Annotated in this window: 17 protein-coding genes; 5 read left to right on the top strand and 12 right to left on the bottom strand. The window is 65.5% G+C overall.

Annotation, left to right across the window (positions count from 1 at the left end):
• From JQ627_RS37825 to JQ627_RS37810, 4 genes are all read left to right on the top strand, one after another.
• The coding region (locus JQ627_RS37825) for a UDP binding domain-containing protein (RefSeq protein WP_283817172.1) at window positions 1-261 on the top strand (261 nt) is incomplete at its 5' end.
• Between the two features lie 124 nt (window positions 262-385).
• Window positions 386-2,863 carry an ATP-dependent helicase HrpB gene (gene hrpB, locus JQ627_RS37820; protein ID WP_212489407.1) on the top strand — a complete coding sequence of 826 codons (2,478 nt, stop codon included), beginning with the start codon at window positions 386-388 and terminating at the stop codon, window positions 2,861-2,863.
• 118 nt (window positions 2,864-2,981) lie between these two features.
• Window positions 2,982-3,494 (top strand): TIGR02281 family clan AA aspartic protease, encoded by a 513-nt coding sequence (locus tag JQ627_RS37815; protein WP_212489406.1) that lies wholly within the window; start codon window positions 2,982-2,984, stop codon window positions 3,492-3,494.
• Window positions 3,495-3,703: 209 nt separating this feature from the next.
• The gene (locus tag JQ627_RS37810) at window positions 3,704-5,203 is read left to right on the top strand and encodes a phosphomannomutase/phosphoglucomutase (RefSeq protein WP_212489405.1); all 1,500 of its coding nucleotides are present in this window, start codon (window positions 3,704-3,706) and stop codon (window positions 5,201-5,203) included.
• Between the two features lie 92 nt (window positions 5,204-5,295).
• Here the strand turns inward: JQ627_RS37810 and JQ627_RS37805 are convergent, their stop codons facing one another.
• The 12 genes from JQ627_RS37805 to JQ627_RS37750 form a co-directional block, all read right to left on the bottom strand.
• Window positions 5,296-6,765 carry a methyl-accepting chemotaxis protein gene (locus tag JQ627_RS37805; protein WP_212489404.1) on the bottom strand — a complete coding sequence of 490 codons (1,470 nt, stop codon included), beginning with the start codon at window positions 6,763-6,765 and terminating at the stop codon, window positions 5,296-5,298.
• A 518-nt stretch (window positions 6,766-7,283) separates the two neighbouring features.
• Entirely contained in the window at window positions 7,284-7,793 is a 510-nt protein-coding gene (locus JQ627_RS37800; RefSeq protein ID WP_212489403.1) for an Lrp/AsnC family transcriptional regulator, read from the bottom strand.
• A gap of 97 nt (window positions 7,794-7,890) precedes the next feature.
• Complete coding sequence (locus tag JQ627_RS37795) at window positions 7,891-8,814, bottom strand: sugar kinase (RefSeq protein WP_212489402.1); 924 nt, start codon at window positions 8,812-8,814, stop codon at window positions 7,891-7,893.
• Window positions 8,815-8,820: 6 nt separating this feature from the next.
• On the bottom strand, window positions 8,821-9,759 hold the full coding sequence (gene nudC / locus JQ627_RS37790; protein WP_212489401.1) for an NAD(+) diphosphatase: 939 nt from the start codon (window positions 9,757-9,759) through the stop codon (window positions 8,821-8,823).
• Between the two features lie 11 nt (window positions 9,760-9,770).
• Window positions 9,771-10,190: an HIT family protein gene (locus tag JQ627_RS37785; RefSeq protein WP_212489400.1), complete on the bottom strand. Its 420-nt coding sequence runs from the start codon at window positions 10,188-10,190 to the stop codon at window positions 9,771-9,773.
• Between the two features lie 295 nt (window positions 10,191-10,485).
• Window positions 10,486-11,613 (bottom strand): muconate cycloisomerase family protein, encoded by a 1,128-nt coding sequence (locus JQ627_RS37780; RefSeq protein WP_212489399.1) that lies wholly within the window; start codon window positions 11,611-11,613, stop codon window positions 10,486-10,488.
• Window positions 11,610-12,365 carry an SDR family NAD(P)-dependent oxidoreductase gene (locus tag JQ627_RS37775; RefSeq protein WP_212489398.1) on the bottom strand — a complete coding sequence of 252 codons (756 nt, stop codon included), beginning with the start codon at window positions 12,363-12,365 and terminating at the stop codon, window positions 11,610-11,612. The genes JQ627_RS37780 and JQ627_RS37775 overlap by 4 nt, the downstream gene beginning before the upstream one ends.
• A complete protein-coding gene (locus tag JQ627_RS37770; protein ID WP_212489397.1) occupies window positions 12,365-13,171 on the bottom strand; it encodes an amino acid ABC transporter ATP-binding protein in 807 nt (268 codons plus the stop codon). The genes JQ627_RS37775 and JQ627_RS37770 overlap by 1 nt, the downstream gene beginning before the upstream one ends.
• Window positions 13,168-13,830, bottom strand: a complete 663-nt coding sequence (locus tag JQ627_RS37765; protein ID WP_129275997.1) for an amino acid ABC transporter permease — start codon at window positions 13,828-13,830, stop codon at window positions 13,168-13,170. Before JQ627_RS37765 ends, JQ627_RS37770 begins: the two co-directional genes overlap by 4 nt.
• Window positions 13,831-13,951: 121 nt before the next feature.
• Window positions 13,952-14,800, bottom strand: coding sequence for a transporter substrate-binding domain-containing protein (locus JQ627_RS37760; protein WP_212489396.1), 849 nt, complete (start codon window positions 14,798-14,800; stop codon window positions 13,952-13,954).
• A 442-nt stretch (window positions 14,801-15,242) separates the two neighbouring features.
• Complete coding sequence (locus tag JQ627_RS37755; RefSeq protein ID WP_212489395.1) at window positions 15,243-16,724, bottom strand: catalase; 1,482 nt, start codon at window positions 16,722-16,724, stop codon at window positions 15,243-15,245.
• Window positions 16,725-16,780: 56 nt separating this feature from the next.
• Window positions 16,781-17,422 (bottom strand): HD domain-containing protein, encoded by a 642-nt coding sequence (locus JQ627_RS37750; RefSeq protein WP_212489394.1) that lies wholly within the window; start codon window positions 17,420-17,422, stop codon window positions 16,781-16,783.
• A gap of 103 nt (window positions 17,423-17,525) precedes the next feature.
• Between JQ627_RS37750 and JQ627_RS37745 the strand changes: the two genes are divergently transcribed.
• A complete protein-coding gene (locus JQ627_RS37745; protein ID WP_212489393.1) occupies window positions 17,526-18,527 on the top strand; it encodes a GlxA family transcriptional regulator in 1,002 nt (333 codons plus the stop codon).
• Window positions 18,528-18,609: the final 82 nt, after the last annotated feature.

Here is an 18,609-nt window from a genome sequence, read left to right as displayed (position 1 = left end):
GATCCCGTCGGCATGGAGCAGGCCAAGAGTGAGCTGCCGAACATCACCTATTGCGAGGACGCCTATTCCTGCGCGCAGGGCGCCGATGCGCTCGTCATCGTCACCGAATGGGTGCAGTTCCGCGCGCTCGATCTCCACCGGCTGAAGGCGGCCATGACCCAGCCCGTCGTGGTCGATCTCCGCAACATCTACCCGCCCGAAGAGATGCAAGCCGCCGGCTTCACCTACGAGAGCATCGGCCGTCCGCCGGTGCAGGGCTGATAGCCACGCATTGTTGTCATACCCCGCGAAGGCGGGGTATCCAGTGTGCAGAGATCCTCGGAATGGCCGGGATCTGAGTTGACTGGATCGTCCGCCCTGCGCGGACGATGACGGATCGAGACTTTTGCCCCACAGCTTCGACACGCCCCTCCCGATCGATGCCGTGCTCGACGACCTCTCGCGCACGCTGGAGGCGCATAATTCGGCGGTGCTGGTGGCGCCGCCCGGCGCCGGCAAGACCACGCGCGTACCGCTGGCGCTGCTGGATGCGCCCTGGGCCGCGGGCAAGAAGATCATCGTGCTGGAGCCGCGGCGCATCGCTGCGCGGGCGAGTGCCGAGCGCATGGCGAAGTCGCTCGGCGAGCGGGCCGGCGAAACCGTCGGCTACCGCGTCCGCTTCGGCTCGAAGATCTCGCGCACGACGCGCATCGAGGTGGTGACCGAGGGCATCTTCACCCGCCAGATCCTCGACGATCCCGAGCTCTCCGGCATCGCGGCCGTCCTGTTCGACGAATTCCACGAGCGCTCGCTCGATGCAGATATGGGCCTCGCGCTGGCGCGCGACGCGCAAACCGGCCTGCGCGAGGATCTGCGCATCCTCGTGATGTCGGCAACCCTCGACGGCGCGCGCGTGGCAAAGCTGCTCGGTGACGCGCCGGTCGTCGAAAGCGAGGGCCGCGCCTTCCCGGTCGAGACCCGCTATCTCGGCCGCAAGGCGGATGCGCCGGTCGAGCGGCAGATGGCGGATGCGATCGCGTCCGCGCTTCGCGCCGACAGCGGCTCCGTGCTGGCGTTCCTGCCCGGCGCCGCCGAAATCCGTCGCACCCAGAATTTCCTGGCTGAGCGCATGCAGGACGCCGGCATCGAGATCGTGCCGCTGTTCGGGGCGCTCGATGCCGCCGTGCAGGATCGCGCCATCTCACCCGCGCCCAAAGGCATGCGCAAGGTCGTGCTGGCGACTTCGATCGCCGAGACCTCGCTCACCATCGAAGGTGTGCGCATCGTGGTCGATTCCGGTCTCGCACGCGTGCCACGCTACGAGCCCGATATCGGCCTGACGCGGCTCGAGACCGTGCGTGCCGCGCGCGCGGCGGTGGACCAGCGCCGCGGTCGCGCCGGCCGCACCGAGCCCGGTGTCTGCTACCGGCTCTGGGACGAGCCGCAGACGGCGTCGCTCGCGCCCTACACCCAGCCGGAGATCCTCAGTGCCGACCTGTCCTCGCTGGTGCTCGACCTTGCGCAATGGGGCGTCGCCGATCCCTCGGCGCTGTCATTCCTCGATCCGCCGCCCGCACCAGCCTGGAAGGAAGCGAAAAGCCTGCTCTCCGAGCTCAACGCGCTCGATGGCGATAGCCGCATCACCGCGGAAGGCAAGAGCCTGCGCGCGCTGGCGCTGCCGCCGCGGCTGGCGCGCATGATCGTGGATTCGCATCGCGCCGGCGAGGGCGAAGCCGCAGCCGAGATCGCGGCCATCATCACCGAGCGCGGGCTCGGCGGCGACAGCGTCGATCTCGAGTACCGGCGCGATCAGTTCCGCCGCGATCGCTCGCCGCGCGCCGCGAGCGCGCGCGATCTGGCGCGGCGCTGGGCTTCGCAGGTGGCGGCGTCAGAGAAGGCCGCAACCGGACAGGATGATCTCTCGACCGGCCTGATGCTCGCCTACGCCTTCCCGGACCGCGTCGCGCGCAATCGCGGCAATGGCACCTTCGTGCTCGCCAATGGTCGCGGCGCCGCGGTGGAGCAGACCTCGTCGCTCGCCCGCGCGCCCTACATCGCGATCGGTGAGATGACGGGCACGGCGGCGAGCGGCCGTGTTCTGCTGGCGGCGCCGATCAGCGAGGACGACATCGAGCGACATTTCGCCGAGCATATCGAGACCGTCGACGAGATCTCCTTCGATCGTGGCGCGATGGCGCTGCGCGCGCGACGTAAGCGCGCGCTGCATGCCATCACGCTGTCCGAGGCAACGCTTGCGGTGTCACCTTCGGAGGAAACCGCGCGCATCTTCGCAGATGGGCTGATTGCTGCAGGTCTCGACCGGCTACCCTGGTCGAAGGCCGCAAGACAGTGGCGCGATCGCGTGACCTTCCTGCGCAAGGCCGAGGGCGACAGCTGGCCTGATTTGTCCGACGACGGACTGATCGCGCGGCGCGACGACTGGCTGGTGCCGGCGCTCTACGACAAGATCGCGCTGAAAGAGATATCCGCCGGCGATCTCTCCGACGCGCTGATGGCGCTGCTGCCCTGGGAGATGCGCGCAAGGCTCGATCGCGAGGCGCCGACGCATTTCGAGGCGCCGACCGGCAGCGTGCTCGCGATCGACTACGAGGCCGAGCAGGGGCCGACCATCGCCGTGCGGCTCCAGGAATTGTTCGGCCTCAACGTTCATCCGTCGATCGCCGCCGGCAAGGTGCCGCTGGTGCTGGAATTGCTGTCGCCGGCGCAACGCCCGGTGCAGGTGACGCGCGACCTTCCCGGTTTCTGGCGCGGCAGCTACGTCGCCGTGCGCTCCGACCTTCGCGGCCGCTATCCGCGCCATCCCTGGCCGGACGATCCGGCGAGCGCTTTGCCGACCCGGCGGGCGAAGCCGCGCGGGACGTGAGGCGCATTAACCGTCCGCTCACCCTTTTCGTCAAGATAGCACCGCTCTCACCGCGGCGTCGCTCGCGGGCGGGCGTGGTGCGTGGTGAAATCGGGCTTTACGGCTCGGAAGTGGTGTGATGCGTAACATTGTGATCATCGCGGCCGTCATGATCGGCCTCGGCACCTTCATGGCGCAGATGGCGGACAAGATGAGCTCCGCGTCCGCCACATCAGTGCCGCGCACGACGGTCGCGGTTGCGACCACGGCGCCGGCCGGCGGCCGCAGCCTCAACATCCCCCGCGATGCCCGCGGTCATTTCCAGACCGATGGCCGGATCGACGGCCAGCGCATCGGCTTCATGATCGACACCGGCGCCTCCGTGGTTGCGCTGAACGAGACCTCGGCCGCCCGCTTCGGCCTGCGTCCCTCGCGCGGCGAGTACAACGCCACCGTCTCCACCGCCAACGGCACCATCAAGGCCGCGCGCACCCGCATCGCCATGCTCGAGGTGGGCGGCCTCATCGTGCGCGACGTTGACGCCATGGTGCTGCCGGACGAGGCTCTGTCCGAGAACCTGCTCGGCCTTTCCTTCCTGTCCCGCCTCAAGCGCTTCGAATACGCCAACGGCCAGATGGTGCTGGAGCAGTAAGCCGCTTCAAAGGCTCTCACCGCGCTGACGAACGGTCGTTCGCACGGATTTTTTCGGGACGGCATCGGCGGAAGTCTCGCGCCGGGCCGCGTTCCCCCGTTACCAAACTGCCGCAATTATCCGCCATAAGCCTTCATTCCCGCCTTCCGCTGCGGCCCGGCATTCGCTAAGGCTGCATCAATTCCTGCCCTTTTCACGAGACTGTCTCAATGTTTCCCAAGCCGAAATCCGTATTGTTGCCCAACACCTACGCCTTCGAATCCGAGCCGATGGTGAAACCCACCGGCTTTCGCGAATACGACGCGCGCTGGTTGTTCCAGAAGGAGATCAACCTGATGGGGATACAGGCGCTCGGCATGGGGCTGGGCGCGCTGATCGCAGAGCTCGGTGTCAAGCAAGAGATCGTCACCGGCCATGATTTCCGCGGCTATTCGGCCTCGATCAAATACGCGCTGATCTCCGGCCTGATGGCTGCGGGGTGCAAGGTGCACGACATCGGGCTTGCGGTGACGCCGATGGCCTATTTCGCGCAGTTCGACCTCGACGTGCCCTGCTGCGCGATGGTCACGGCCTCGCACAACGACAATGGCTGGACCGGCGTGAAGATGGGCGCCAATCGTCCGCTGACCTTCGGCCCCGACGAGATGACACGGCTGAAGGAGATCGTGCTCAACGCCGAGTTCAAGAACAAGGCCGGCGGCTCCTACCAGTTCCACGAGAATTATCCGGCGCGCTACATCGCCGATCTCACAAATCGTCCGAAGCTGAAGCGCAAGCTCAAGGTCGTCGCGGCCTGTGGCAACGGCACTGCCGGCGCGTTCGCGCCGCAGGTGCTGGAGGCGATCGGCTGCGAGGTGATCCCGCTCGACACCGAGCTCGATCACACCTTCCCGAAATACAATCCGAACCCGGAAGACATGGAGATGCTGCACGCGATCCGCGATGCGGTGCTGCATCACAAGGCCGATGTCGGCCTTGGCTTCGACGGTGACGGCGACCGCTGCGGCGTCGTCGACAACACCGGCGAGGAGATCTTTGCGGACAAGGTCGGCGTGATGCTGGCGCGTGACATGTCGGCGATCCACAAGGATGCGCAGTTCATCGTCGATGTGAAGTCGACCGGTCTCTTCGTCACCGATCCTGTGCTGCAGAAGCAGGGCGCCAAGACCGCCTATTGGAAGACCGGCCATTCCTACATGAAGCGCCGCACCAACGAGACGGGTGCGCTCGCGGGCTTCGAGAAGTCCGGCCACTTCTTCTTCAACAAGCCGTATGGACGCGGCTATGACGACGGTCTCGTCTCGGCAATCGCGATCTGCGACATGCTCGACCGCGCGCCCGGCAAGTCGATGGCCGATCTGAAAAACGCGCTGCCAAAAACCTGGTCGTCGCCGACCATGTCGCCGCATTGCGCCGACGAGACCAAGTACGGCGTCATCGACCAGGTGGTGAAGCATTTTGAAGGCTTGCAAGCCAAGGGCGCCAAGATCGGCGGCCAGGCGATCCGCGATCTCGTCACCGTCAACGGCGTACGCGTCACGGTCGAGGACGGCAGCTGGGGCCTGGTGCGCGCCTCCTCCAACAAGCCCGAGCTCGTCGTCGTGGTCGAGAGCCCGGTCTCCGAGCAGCGCATGCACGACATGTTCGAGATGGTCAACAGCGTGCTGCGTAACCATCCGGAAGTTGGCGAGTACAATCAGACGATCTGATTGAAGTATCGCGCGCGGCCATCCTTCGAGACGCCCGCCGAAGGCGGCCGTCTCGAACCACGAGGCCGAGCTAGCGCTGCAGCGGTTACGTCTTACGCCGTCCGCAGCGACCCCAGGAAGCCATCCACTTCAGCCTTCAGGCGTCCGGACTGCGATGACAGTCCGGCGGCGGCCTGGTGCATCTTCGAGGCGGCAGCACCCGCCTCGTCGGAGGCCTTGCTGACGCTGGCGATGTTGTCGTTCACCTCGCGGGTGCCGGTGGCGGCCTGCTGCAGGCTGCCGGCGATCTCGCGCGTCGCGAGACCCTGCTGATCGACCGCGGTCGAGATCTGGCCGGAGATCTCGTCGATCTCCGCGATCGTCGCGCCTATCGCCTGGATGGCGTTGACGGCATCGCCGGTCGCACTCTGGATGTTCTGCACCTGTGCCGAGATCTCCTCGGTGGCTTTGGCGGTCTGGTTCGCCAGCGCCTTCACTTCGCTCGCGACCACCGCAAAGCCCTTGCCGTGCTCGCCGGCACGGGCGGCCTCGATGGTGGCGTTCAGGGCCAGCAGATTGGTCTGGCTCGCGATGTTCTGGATCAGGGTCACGACCTCGCCGATCTTCTGCGTGCCGTTGGCAAGCCCTTCGACGACCTGATTGGTGCGGCGGGCCTCGTCCGCGGCGCGGGCGGCGATTTCGGCGGAACGGGCGGCCTGTTGCGTGATGTTGGTGACCGACGCGGTAAGCTCCTCGGTCGCGGCGGCCACCGTGTCGACATTGCCGGAGGCCCGGTTCGAGGCTGCGGCCGCGGCGGCGGTCTGGCGCGCGGTGTCAGTGCTGTTGTTGCTCATCGAGGACGACAGCTGCTGCACCTCGCCGGCGGCGATCGCCACCGCCTCGACGATGCTGCCGATGCTGCGTTCGAAATTGCTGGCCAGCCGCTGCTTGGCGGCCTCACGCTCCTCTTTGGCGCGCTGCTCGACGTCGTGGCGTTCGCTGTTGGCGCGCGCCTCCGCGGCCATCGCGGCCTGCGCCTCGGCGGTCTTCACCGCCGTGGTCTCGAACAGCTCCTGCAGCTTGTGCGCCAGCGCGATCAGCACGCCGGCCTCGATCAGCAGGATCACCGCATGCAGCACAACGCGGCCGAAATCGGAGCCGCCGGGATAGATCGCTGCCGGCAGCAGGAAGTTCAGTGCGATGTGATGCAGCGCGACCGCAACCGTCGCGGCGACGATCGGCCGGTAGTCGCAATAGGCGACGGTGCAGGCCAGCGCCGCGAAGAAGTACATGTGCATGTCGATCTGCCAGGGATGTCCCTCGAACTGGTAGGTGAACATCGACACGCCGCTCATCAGCGCGACAGCGAACACGAGGCGCGTGGAAAGGCCGTTGCCCGACATGCGCCACGACAAGGTGGCGGCAAGCGCGAAGATCGCCATGAACGTCGCGGGGATCAGCCAGGGCTTGCCGAGCGCAAGCCCGACTGTCACGCTGATCGGCACGTGCAGCCAGAGCGCTGCAACGAGCATCTTGCTGGTGGTCTGCCGCAGCGATTCCAGTCCGTCGTTCTCGACAACCATTTCATCCTCTCCAGGACCACGAGCCGAGTGGCTACACGCCAAAGGGCTATCTGCCAAAACATGCTGAGACCGCTTGCGCGTCCATCACGAACCAGGCACCCGCATCATGCAGGCGGCGCAGTCCGTCATGGTCATCCGGGCGGACGACGAGGAGAGTGGGAAGGGCGGTTGCCCCGACGATCGCCGCTTGCGCGGATCCCGCAGCCTGAAAAACCTGCTGCGTGCTCCACCAGGGCGGAAACGCAACCGCGACAACAGTCGCACCCGGACGAACCTGTAAGGTGAGGATTGCGAGCGTGATCCAGCCTGCGACCAGCAATGCAGTCGCATTCGCCCAGGCGGGCCACCACCGGGACGGATTCGCCGTTCTCCCCTCCACGGCGCGAATCTAGGGGGCGGGACCTAATTCTCGGTAAATGCTTGCTTACCGAGGTACCGAATCGGGCGAGGGCCGGGGCCTTACGGGGATCAGCGGCGATGTGCCGCCGATCTCAATTCATCGGGTCTGGAAGCCGGAGTCAGGCCGCCGCGACCGCCGGGATCGGCAGCGCGGTGACCGACTTGATCTTCTCCATCGCGAAGCGCGAGGTGACGTTCTTCAGCGGCACGGCGCTGATCAGCTTCTTGTAGAACACGTCATAGGCCTGCATGTCGGCGACCACGACGCGCAGCATGTAGTCGACGTCGCCGGCCATGCGGTAAAACTCCATCACCTCGGGCATGGCGCTGACGGCCTCGGCGAACTTCTTCAGCCAGGCGTCGGAATGGTCTGCGCTTTCGACTGACACGAATACGGAGATGCCGAGGCCGATCTTGTTCTGGTCGACCAGGGCGACCCGTTTCAGGATCACGCCGTCGGCCTCGAGGCGCTGGATGCGCTTCCAGCAGGGGGTCGAAGACAGCCCGACGCGGTCGCCGATCTCGGCGACGGACAGGGAGGCATCTTCCTGGAGTACCATCAGGATCTTGCGATCGATGGCATCAAGGCGGCGGCTGGTCTCGGGGAGTTGGACAGCGAGGTCAGTCATTTGAAGAACTTTGTTCCATTTCATGGGCTGATTTCCGTCATATAGAGGAAAATCTTCTATCGCAAGCCCATAATCTCGGCGGGCTGATGGAACATCTCTAAAGCTCGGTTCGTAAAAACCCTTCAACTTCAATGCGTTGCGGCGCGGCTGGGCCGCCGCCGTGGCGGATGCATTTCAGCGCTGCGGCGGCCGCGGCGAATCGCAGCGCCTCCCGCACCTCTCCGCCCTCGGCGAGGCGAAGCGTGAAGGCGCCGTGGAAGACGTCGCCAGCGCCGAGTGTATCCACCGCCTCGATTGGGAACGCCGGCGTCTCCTCCAGAGCGCCCGTCTCGTCCAGCCAGACCGTGCCGCGCGGGCCGCGGGTGGCGGCGAGGAAGGCGGGCGTCAGCCTGGCGAGGTGCTTCAAGGCTTCGCCGTCCTCGGTGATGCCGGCGGTCTCCTGCGCCTGCTCGCTTGAGAACAGCAGATGCGAGGCGGCGGTGAGCAAGCCATCCTGCAATGACATCGCGCGATCGACGCCGACGATGACGGGAATGCCGCGCCGGCGCGCCTCGGTGCAGAGGTCGATGCAAAAGGCGCCGCAGCGGCTCTCGACCAGGACAGCCTGACAATCGGCGAGCAACTCGTCGGCGGCAGGCAGCTTCACGCTCCACAACTCGGGATCGCGATAGATGGTGAGCGTCCGCTCGCCCGTCGCATCGATGATGATCGCAGAGACGGGCGTGGCCGCACCCGGCATGCGCACGATATGGCTGATATCGATCCCTTCGGTGGCCATCCGCTTGAGAATGAAGCCGCTCGAGGTCTCCCGCGCATCGCCCATCGGTCCTGCGAAGGAGACGCGGGCGCCGAGCCGCGCCATCGCGATCGCAGCATTGAGCGCGTTGCCGCCGCAGATCTCGGCGAGATGGCTGGCATTGGCCTTGCTGCCGCGCTCCGGAACGGAATCGACGCGAAAGGTGAGGTCGCGCACGGGAATACCGATACAGAGGATGCGCGGCGCGATCTCGGATGGCGCCATCGGCGGTCAGCTCTTGCCGTTCACCCAGCGGCCAAGCAGATGATGCGCGATCGCAAACGGATGCGGGCCGGCGAGCCCGTCCGGATGCGTCCGCTTCAGCATCAGGGCGGCCTCGTCGCGCGTGAACCAGCGGGCATCCTCGAGCTCGGAATGGTCGACGACGATGTCCTCGTTCAGCGCCCGCGCACTGCAGCCGATCATCAGTGACGACGGATAGGGCCAGGGCTGGGTCATGTAATACTGCACGTCGGCGCAGCGGATGCCGGACTCTTCGAAGATCTCGCGACGCACCGCGTCCTCGATGGTCTCGGCGGCCTCGACGAAGCCGGCAAGGCAGGAATACATGCCCGGCGGAAATTGCTTCTGGCGGCCGAGCAGGCACTTTTCGCCGGATGCCACGTGCATGATCACGACCGGATCGGTGCGCGGAAAGTGCTCGGCTTTGCAAGCCGGGCACTCGCGCTTCCAGCCGCCTTCCTTCATTCCGCTGCGGGCGCCGCAATTGGCACAATAGCCGTGGCGCTGGTGCCAGCCGACCATCGACTTCGCCATCGCGATCGCCGAAAGCTCGTCCGGCGGGATCGTGCCCTGCATCGCCATGCCGCGCAGTTCGGTGACGGTGTAGTCCTCGCGCCCGACCAGCTTCTCGGCCGCGGCCTGCGCCAGGCCCATGCCGAACAGCGCCGCACCATCGCGCAGACCGAGGAAAATCGTGCCGGGATTGGCACCGCATTTCAGCGCCTCGTCGATCGAGAGCAACGCGCGCACCTTGTCGCTCTCGCGCTTCACCAGCAGCGAGTCGCGGTACACGACATAGGCGCGGGATGACGATTTCTGCTCCAGCGCGAACAGCTTTTCGTCGTCGCGGCGCAGATGCGCGGCGCGATCGAGGACGTTGGTGACGAAGGCCGGCTGTCCCAGCGGAAACGAGTCGAATGCTGACATTTCTTGTTCTTTCAACCCAACCAGATCTTGCGGCGAAGCGCGCTGATGAAATTCTGCACCTCGGTGGCGTCGTGCGCCAAAGGCGGCATCACGCCCCACACCGGCCGCGGCCAAGCGGCGTCACCGGTACGCCGCGCGATGATGTGGACGTGAAGCTGCGGCACGAGGTTGCCGAGTGCGGCGACATTGAGCTTGTCGCATTTGGTGATCTCTTTCAGCGCGCGCGAGACGCGGGAAATTTCCGTCATCAATTGCGCCTGCTGCACTTCGTCGAGATCGATGATCTCGACCGCATCGGGCCGCCGCGGCACCAGCAGCAGCCAGGGATAATGCGCGTCCTTGATAACCAGTACCTTCGACAGCGGCAGGTCGCCGATGTCGATGGTGTCCTCTTTCAGGCGGGAGTGCAGCGACCAGGCGGGATCAGACATATGCGTTTCCGGGCGGCCCGATGGGGCGAGCTAGTTGGCTCCGACGACCATACGATACGGAGTCAGCCAGGGGAAGGATCGGGGCTCCGCGGTCACTGCATACTCGATCGTCATCCCGGACAAGCGCAGCTCTTGGCAAGGCGTAGCGTTGTCCAGGGCGGAGCGCTGATCCGGGACCGACAACCACAGGCAGTGGTTATTCCGCGAGCTGGTAACCCCGAATCTTCGCCAAACCCGATCCTGTGGTTATGGGTCCCGGGTTCGCGCTTTGCGCGCCCCAGTGCTGGCGGCTGCCTTACGCCTCCGCCAGCACGCGCGCATTGGCGCGGACGGAGGCTTCGCTGACGCGGATGCCGAGGCCCGGGCCGTCGGGCACCACGACATGGCCGGCGCGGTTGGCGACGCGCTCTTCCAGCACGTCCTCGGTCAGCACGTGATGTGGCATGTAGAATTCGCAGCCGAGCGAGATGCCCGGCGTTGCTGCGATCAGCTGCGTGCCGGCGGCGAGGCCGATGCCGCCCTCCCAAAGCGTGCCGCCATAGCCGGGCAGGCCGGCGATGTCGGCGAGCGCCATGATCGCCTGCGCCTCGAACAGGCCGCCGGCCTTCATCAGCTTGATCGAGACGGCATCGGCCGCCTCGCGGCGCACCACCTCCATCATGTCGCGGCGATCGAAGCAGCTCTCGTCGGCGAGAACAGGCGTTTCCAGCGCCGCGGTGAGCTGCGCCATCACGTCGAGATATTTGCGCGGTACCGGCTGCTCGATGAAGGTCGGCGCGAACTCCTCGACGTCGCGCAAAATCTTGATGGCGCCGAACGGCGCCAGCGCCTGGTTATAATCGACGCGCAGATCGACCTTGTCGCCGAATTCCTTGCGGATCGCCGCGAGATGATCGAGGTCCTCGCGATGCGGCTTCACGCCGGTCTTGACCTTGTAGATCACGTTACCGTCCGGAACCATCTTTCGCATCCGCTCGAGATCGGCCGCGAAATCGGGATCGGCGATCGAGAACGACAGCGGGATCGTGTCCCGCACGCGGCCGCCGAGCAGGTCGGCGACTGAAAGTCCCGACGATTTACCGACGATGTCGAGCAGCGCCATCTCGATCGCGACCTTGGCCTCGGCATGGCCGACCAGCGCACGGTCCAGTTCGGCCATCAGCGCGCGAATGCGACGCACGGGTTTGCCGAGCACAATGGGTCGCAGATAGATGTCGAGCGCGGAGAAGGCTGCTTCCGGCGTCCCCGTGAACACTTCCCACGGAGCTGCTTCGCCCCAACCGATCACGCCGTCGCTCGAGGTCAGCTCGACCAGCACGCGCTTGACCGTGCCCTTGACGTTGCCGACGCCCTGGAGGCGCGCCATCCTGATCGGGCTCTCGATCAGGAACAGCCTGATGCGTTCGACGGTCGCTTCGGTCATGTCAGGCCTCCATTGACGTGCCAGACCTGGCCGGTGACGTAGGACGCCTTCGGCGACGCCAGGAAGGCGATGATCTCGGCCACTTCATCCGGCCGCCCGCGGCGGCCCATCGGGATCAGCGCCTCGGTCGCGGCGATCTGTTCGGGCGAGAGCCGGCTCTCGCTCGGCTTGTCCTTGACGATGAGGCCGGGTGCAACCGCGTTGACGGTGATGCCGTCCTTGGCGAGCTCGATCGCGGTAAGCCGCACCAGGGCCTCCAGCGCGGAGCGGCTCGCAGCCGTCGCGGCAAAGGGTGCGAATTCGGGGCGGATCGCATGCGCCACAAAGGAGGATACAGCGACGATCCGCGCATCGCGCCCGGCCCGTAGCAGCGGAAGCGCGGCGTCAACGAGACGCGTGAAGGCGAGCGCGGATTCGTCCATCGCCTGGCGGAATTGATCGGCTGGCGTGCCGATGGCGCTGCCGCGGCGGGCGTGGCCGCCAACCAAAATCAATCCGTCGAGCCGGCCGAAGGCGCGTTGCGCGGCGGCGATGGCGTCGATGACGGCTGCTTCCTCGGCGAGATCGCCGAGGCACTTTGCGACGACCGCGCCTTTCGCTTCGGCTTCGGCCGCTGTGGCATCGAGACCTTCTGCGTTTGAGCGGGTGTGGAGCAGAAGCGCGGTCCCGGGGCCCGCGAGCAATCTTGCGGTCGCGCGGCCGATGCCGCTGGCGGCACCGGTGACGAGGTAGGTGCGGTCGATATCTGGCATCACGGTGTTGCGTTGGCTGGCGGCAGCGCGCCGGTGCGATGGAAGTGGCTGAGGAAGGCGCGCGTCGCGGCTTCCTGCGGATTGTCGATCACCTGCCGCGCCGGACCTTCCTCGACCACGATTCCGTCGCGCATGAAGATGAGGCGGTCGGCGACCTCGCGGGCGAAGGCGATCTCATGGGTCACGATCACCATCGTCATGCCCTCGGATGCCAGCTGCTGGATCACGTTGAGCACCTCGCCGACGAGCTCGGGATCGAGCGCCGAGGTTGCTTCGTCGAACAGCATCACGTCCGGCTCCATCGCGAGCGCGCGCGCGATCGCGACGCGCTGCTTCTGCCCGCCGGACAGCGTCGCCGGATATTGGTCGGCCTTTTCCGCGAGCCCGACTTTTGCGAGCTGTGCACGCGCGAGCTTCTCGGCGTCCGCCCGGGCCATGCGGCGCACCGTGACCGGCCCCTCCATCACGTTCTGGAGCGTGGTCATGTGCGGGAATAGATTGAAATGCTGGAACACCATGCCGGTGGTGGCGCGGAATCTTGCCAGCGTCTTCACGTCGGGCAGTTTTGCGCCGTCGCCGAACGCAAAGCGCGTGTCGCCGACGCGGACGCTGCCGCCGTCGGGCACGACCAGCAGATTGATGCAGCGGAGCAGCGTCGACTTGCCCGAGCCGGACGGGCCGATCAGCGCGACCACGCCGCCCTTGGCGACGTCGAGGCTGATGTTCTTCAAAACCTCGTTGCTGCCAAAGCTCTTGCGCAGGCTGCGGATCTCGATTTTCGAAGTTTGCTTGGATGGCTCGCTCATTCGCTGACCGCCAGTCGCTTCTCGCCGCGCCGGACGATGATGGTGAGCGGAATCAGGATCGCCGCATAGGCGACCGCGACCGCCGTGTAGGTTTCCAGCGGCCGGTAGCTGTCATGCGCGGCGACCTGGCTCTGATAGACGAGATCGGGCACGGCCAGCACCGAGACCAGCGAGGTGTTCTTGAACTGGATGATCGACTGGTTCATCAGCGCCGGGATCATGCGCTTGATCGCCTGCGGCAGCACGATGCGCCGCATGCTCTGGCCGGGTGTCATGCCGAGCGCGGCGCCCGCTTCCGACTGACCCTTGTCGATCGAGATGATGCCGCCGCGGATGATCTCGGAATAGAACGAGCCGCCATAGAGCGAGAGCGCGAGCGCCGAGGCCGTGATCGGCGTCATCTCGACGCCGGCCAGGATCGGCAACGCGTAATAGAACCAGATCAACTGCACCAGGATCGGCGTGCAGCGGAATGCCTCGATGAAGGTGAGGGCGGTGAGCCGCACCGCCTTGAAGCGCGACAGGCTGCCGAACGCGCCGAACAGGCCGAAGACGAGACCGAGCACGACGATGACCACGGTGAAGCCGACGGTGACGCCGAGCCCGTTGAGAAAGAGCCAGCGATAGCTCCAAAGGATGCCGAAGTCCCACTGATACATGCGTGTTTAACTCGTCGTGGGTGCCGTTGGCACCGTCGTTCCGGGGCGATGCGAAGCATCGAACCCGGAACCTCGAGATTCCGGGTTCTCGCTTCGCGAGCCCCGGAATGACAGTGGGAGATTACAGCGAAACGCCCGGCGGAATGTCCGCTTCGGTCACGCCCACCAGCTCCATATTGGTGATGATCGCGTTGCGGATGAAGCCGAGGCCCTTGTTGAAGTCGATCCAGGTGTTGACGTAGTCGCGGAAGGTCTTGTCGTTCTCGCGGCGGAAGCCGGCATTCGAGGTGGTAGCGAAGATCGGCGTCGGCAGCACGAACTGGCCGAGTGAGGGATTCTTCTTCAGCACCGTCAGCGACAGCATGGTGATCAGGCACTGCGCGTCGACGCGGCCGGTCTGGAGCGCGGCGGTGGCATCGTCGGCGGTCTTCAGCCGCGAGATCTGCGCCTTCGGCGTCAGGCGGCTGACGACCTGGTCGTGCGAGGAGCCCTGGTCGACGGCGATCTTGACGTCCGGCGAATTCAGTTCCGCCCAGCTCTTCGGCTTGAAGTCCTTCTTGCAGAGGATGCCGAAGGCGTTGTTGAAGACCGGCACCGAGAAGTCGACCACCAGCGCGCGCTTCGGGGTCGGGTTGAGGCCGAAGAAGATGTCGATCTTGTTGGACTGCAGATCGAGCACCGAATTGCCCCAGGTGGTCTCGGTGATCTCGAGCTCGGCCTCCATATCGTCGGCGAGCGCTTTGGCGATATCGACGTAAAAACCCTTCCACTGGCCGCTGGCGAGGTCCTTCATGTAATAGGGCGCGCCGCCGCCGACCGCGCCGATCCGCATCTTCTTGGTGCGGCGAATGCGGGCAAAGGTCGATTCGTTGGGATCCGCTGCGGTCTGCGCCACGGCCGGTGAGGCCAGCGTGGCCGCCGCCATCGCGCCAAGTCCGACAATCGATGCGACATCACGACGTGTAACCATTTTGAGGAATCGCTTTTCTGGTTGGATGAAGGTGTGTGGTTGATCTCGCGCGAAAAATTCACCCATCAATCGGCGTCAGCCGGCTGAAAAATGCTCTGGATCGGAGTTTCGCGCACCCTTTGTTTCGGTTCCGGCAGGATTTCATAGAAAGGCGCTGCCGGGCGGGCCCTGTCAAGACTCGATTGCCTCAGGGATGTGCGGGGCCTCGAAGATAGGCAGGGAGCCTATCGGCTTGACCCATTCGGAGGCGAATGGCGGCGTCTGCGCTTCGCGGCAAAAACGCCGCGGCGATGCGCTACGGCGCCGCCCGGCGAGCGCGTCGGTTCGAGCTATTTTCGCGAGAAAATTGAGAGGCTTCGGCGGTTCGCTTTAAAAATGCGAACGGCGCCCTGTCGGCGCCGTTCGCCGTAGACGGCGAGAGGTCGGTGCGGATCGAGCGACCCTATTCTGCGGCCTTTTCCGTAGCCTTGGCACGAACGGTCGCGAGGCGCGTCAGCGCGTCGCGGACGCCGGCGCCATAGGCGGGATCGGCCTTGGCGCAGTTGGCGATGTGCCGTTGCTGGATCGCGATCGCCGCCGCTCCGACGGCGCGCGCCGTATTGTCGAACAAGGCCTGCCGCTCGGCTGCGTTCATCTTGCGAAAGAGGTCGCCGGGCTGCCGATAGTGATCGTCGTCGATGCGATGATCCCAATGCGCGGCTGCACCATCAATCTCGAGCGGCGGCTCGTTGAGATCGGGCTGGTCCGTCCACTCGCCGAGGCTGTTCGGGAAATAGGTCGGCGTCCTCCCCTGATTGCCGTCGGTCCGCATTGCGCCATCGCGATGGTAGCTGTGATACGGGCATTTCGGCGCGTTGACCGGGATCAGGTGATGGTTGACGCCGAGGCGATAGCGCGCCGCGTCCCCGTAGGAGAACAGCCTCGCCTGCAGCATCTTGTCGGGCGAGAAGCCGATGCCCGGAACGACATGGGCCGGCGAGAAGGAGGCCTGTTCGACCTCGGCGAAGACGTTTTCCGGATTGCGGTTCAGCTCGAAAGTGCCGACCTCGATCAGCGGGAAGTCCGCCTTCGGCCAGACCTTGGTCAGGTCGAACGGGTTGAAGGCAAACGCCTTGGCCTGATCGTCGGTCATGATCTGCACGAACATCGTCCAGCGCGGGAAATCGCCGCGTTCGATGCTCTCGAACAGATCGCGCTGGTGAGTCTCGCGGTCCTTGCCGATGAGGGCTTCGGCCTCGGCGTCGGTCAGGTTTTCGATGCCCTGCTGGGTCCGGAAGTGAAACTTCACCCAGGTCCGCTCATTGGCGGCATTGATGAAGCTGTAGGTATGGCTGCCGAAGCCATGCATGTGCCTGAAGCTTCTGGGAAGGCCGCGCTCGCTCATCACGATGGTGACCTGGTGCAGAGCCTCCGGCAGCAGCGTCCAAAAATCCCAATTGTTGTCGGCGCTGCGCATCCCGGTTCGGGGATCGCGCTTGATCGCATGATTGAGGTCGGGAAAGCGCAAGGGATCGCGGAAGAAGAACACGGGCGTGTTGTTGCCCACCATGTCCCAATTGCCTTCCTCGGTGTAGAACTTCAGCGCAAAGCCGCGGATGTCGCGTTCGGCGTCCGCTGCGCCGCGCTCGCCGGCCACCGTCGAGAAGCGCGCGAACATCGGCGTGACCTTGCCGATCTCCGAGAAGATCCTGGCCTTGCTGTAGCGGGAGATGTCATGGGTGACCGTGAAGGTCCCGAAGGCGCCGGATCCCTTGGCGTGCATGCGTCGCTCGGGAATCACCTCGCGATCGAAGTGAGCCAGCTTCTCGATCAGCCAGACATCCTGCAACAATGCGGGGCCGCGGCGGCCGGCGGTCATGATGTTGAGATTGTCGCTGACGGGAGCGCCCGTCGCGTGCGTGAGATGGGGGCGTTTGTCGCTCATGTCATAAGTCCTGGTCGATGATTGGGGCGGGGATTCGCAACGGCAGCGAATTGCGTTCAGCCGTGCCAATGCGAGTTGCGGATGACGCTGCAGAAATTGCCGCGATGGAAATGCGGCTCCTTGTCGGCGATGACGTCGGCCTTGACGTTGCCGAACGTCGTGTCAGGCCGATGCTTGATGCCGTCGTAGAAGGCCTGGATGATGTCTTCCTTGAAATGCGGCGTGCGCGGAAACGCCTTCACGACTGCCTCGCGCTCCGCGTCGGAATATTCGCCGTAGGTGAGCCCGAGCACGTCCATCTCGACGCCCGCGGTCACCAGAGCGACGACGGGGTGCATGTGCTGGGGAACGCCCGGCGTCGTGTGCAGGGCGATCGCGGTCCACACCGTGTAGGCGTCGGCTTCCGAAATGCCGTGGCTGCGCAGGAAGTCGCGCGCGGCGTGCGCGCCGTCGACCTCGAACCGCTCGTGCTGGCTGCCATGGCCCGGCATCAGGCCGATGTCGTGAAACATGGCGCCGGCGTAAAGCAGCTGGCGGTCGAAGGTCAGCCCGCGGCGGACGCCGGCCATCGCGCCGAACTGGTAGACGCGGCTGGAATGGTTGAAGAGCAAATCCGTTTCGGTGTCGCGGATGTATTCGGTGATGGCACGCGCCAGCTTGCTGTCGGGGATGACGGCGGCCTCGGTGATTTCTGACATGAGCAGCTCCTGAAATTTAGGTCGCTCCCACTGTAAATCCGGGCTAGGCTGTCTTAAATCGACGTAACACGTCAAAAACGGACAAATTCGGATCGAGGCGGACATGGGCGCAAAGCCGAAACCAAGGACGGTTGTGATCGTGGCGCTGCCAGGCGTGCAGCTGCTCGATGTCGCAGGGCCGCTCGATGTGTTCGCCGAGGCGAACGTGCAGGCCGGCTATCCCGCCTATGCGCTGTTCGTGGCGGGCGCGGAGCCGGGGCCGATCCGTAGCTCCTCAGGTATCCGGCTGATGCCCGACCGAATCGTCGACCGCGACTTCCAGGAGCCCATCGACACCCTGCTGGTGGCGGGATGCCCGAACGCGGCCGAAGTCCCGGCGGACGGGAGCGTGATCGACTGGCTGCGGCGGCGGGCTTCGCGGACCCGCAGATTCGGCTCGGTGTGCAGCGGTGCCTTCTTCCTTGCCGCCGCCGGTCTCCTCGATGGCAGGCGGGTCACCACGCATTGGGCGGTCGCGGACATGCTGGCCAGCAAATTCCCGTCGGTCACCGTGGACAAGGATGCCATCTACGTCACCGACGGCAAGCTTCGCACAGCCGCCGGCGTGACCGCAGGGCTCGACCTCGCGCTGGCACTGGTCGAGGAAGATCTCGGGCGCGATACGGCCATGAAGGTCGCAAGCCAGCTCGTGATGTTCTTCAAGCGCCCGGGTGGGCAGATGCAGTTCACCCGCAAGGGCGAGGCTGTTCCCGCCGGCCGCGCCGCGCTGCAGGAGCTGCAGCGCTGGGTCGCCGCCAACCCCTCGCTCGACCACAGCGTTGCGAGCCTGGCGACGCGTATGGAGCTCAGCCCGAGGCATTTTGCACGGCTGTTCCGCGCCGAGGTGGGCGTCACGCCTGCGACCTGGGTCGAGGCAGCCCGCGTCAATGCCGCGAGGCGGCTGCTCGAGTTCGGCAATGAAGCCCCGAAGCAGGTGGCGCTCCATTGTGGATTCGCCGATGCCGATACGCTGCGTCGCGCGTTCCATCGTCACGTCGGCGTGACGCCCGCCGAGTATCGCAAGCGGTTTGCGCGAATCACGGAGATTCCAGCTCGCCAGCACTGAGCCGGCATCCGCGTCCAAATGGGCCGGCGGGGCCCTCCAGCGGGGTGTGCGGCACCCATGGATACCCGCTTGCTTTCCCGAC

Origin of the sequence: Bradyrhizobium liaoningense (assembly GCF_018130785.1) — a bacterium.
Classification (GTDB): domain Bacteria; phylum Pseudomonadota; class Alphaproteobacteria; order Rhizobiales; family Xanthobacteraceae; genus Bradyrhizobium; species Bradyrhizobium liaoningense_A.
This window is presented reverse-complemented; position numbering and strand designations above follow the sequence as displayed.